The organism is Thauera sp. ZXT1-4, from assembly GCF_052598215.2.
Map to the genome: position 1 here is coordinate 1 of NZ_JBQWSN020000140.1, position 503 is coordinate 503.

Genomic DNA, 503 nt, shown 5'->3' on the forward strand with positions numbered 1-503 from the left:
CCGACCCGGAAGCGACATTCGTCATCTCGATGGTGCAGCGGCGGGTTTCTGAGCGGAGACGACCTTCAAAACAAGGCGCAATCGCGCGGCTGTGCTCGCCCAGGTTCCATGTTCAGCGGCACGCACTGCCAGACTCACGACTCGCCGTGATGACTGAGGTAACGCCGGATTGCGTGAACGACCTCATCGGCGCTTGCATGGACCTCCACTTCGATCCCGAGCGCCCGCGCAAGCTCATGTGCCTTCGATAGGTTCAAGTGTGCTCCTCCCCGCTCGGCTGCCTTGACCAATTCTCGCGCCCGCTCGAGATCTTCGGCCGACTGCCGCTTGAATTGACTCAGGATCCAGTTGAGCATTTTGCAGAGGCCATTTCGGAGACGACACTATGAGGTGGACCACAGACTGCCGGACAGCAGTCACCAGCGGCTTGGCCGACTAACGTCTGCGCCCACTGGCCGCAAACGCCTCCACCTTCTTGGTGGGCCCGGAGACGATCAGCAGAT

At 61.0% G+C, this 503-nt stretch carries 1 protein-coding gene; it reads right to left on the minus strand.

Annotated elements, in window-relative coordinates:
- Window positions 1–134: 134 nt before the first annotated feature.
- Entirely contained in the window at window positions 135–257 is a 123-nt protein-coding gene (locus ACUH78_RS19530; protein ID WP_445334422.1) for a hypothetical protein, read from the minus strand.
- Window positions 258–503 lie beyond the last annotated feature (246 nt).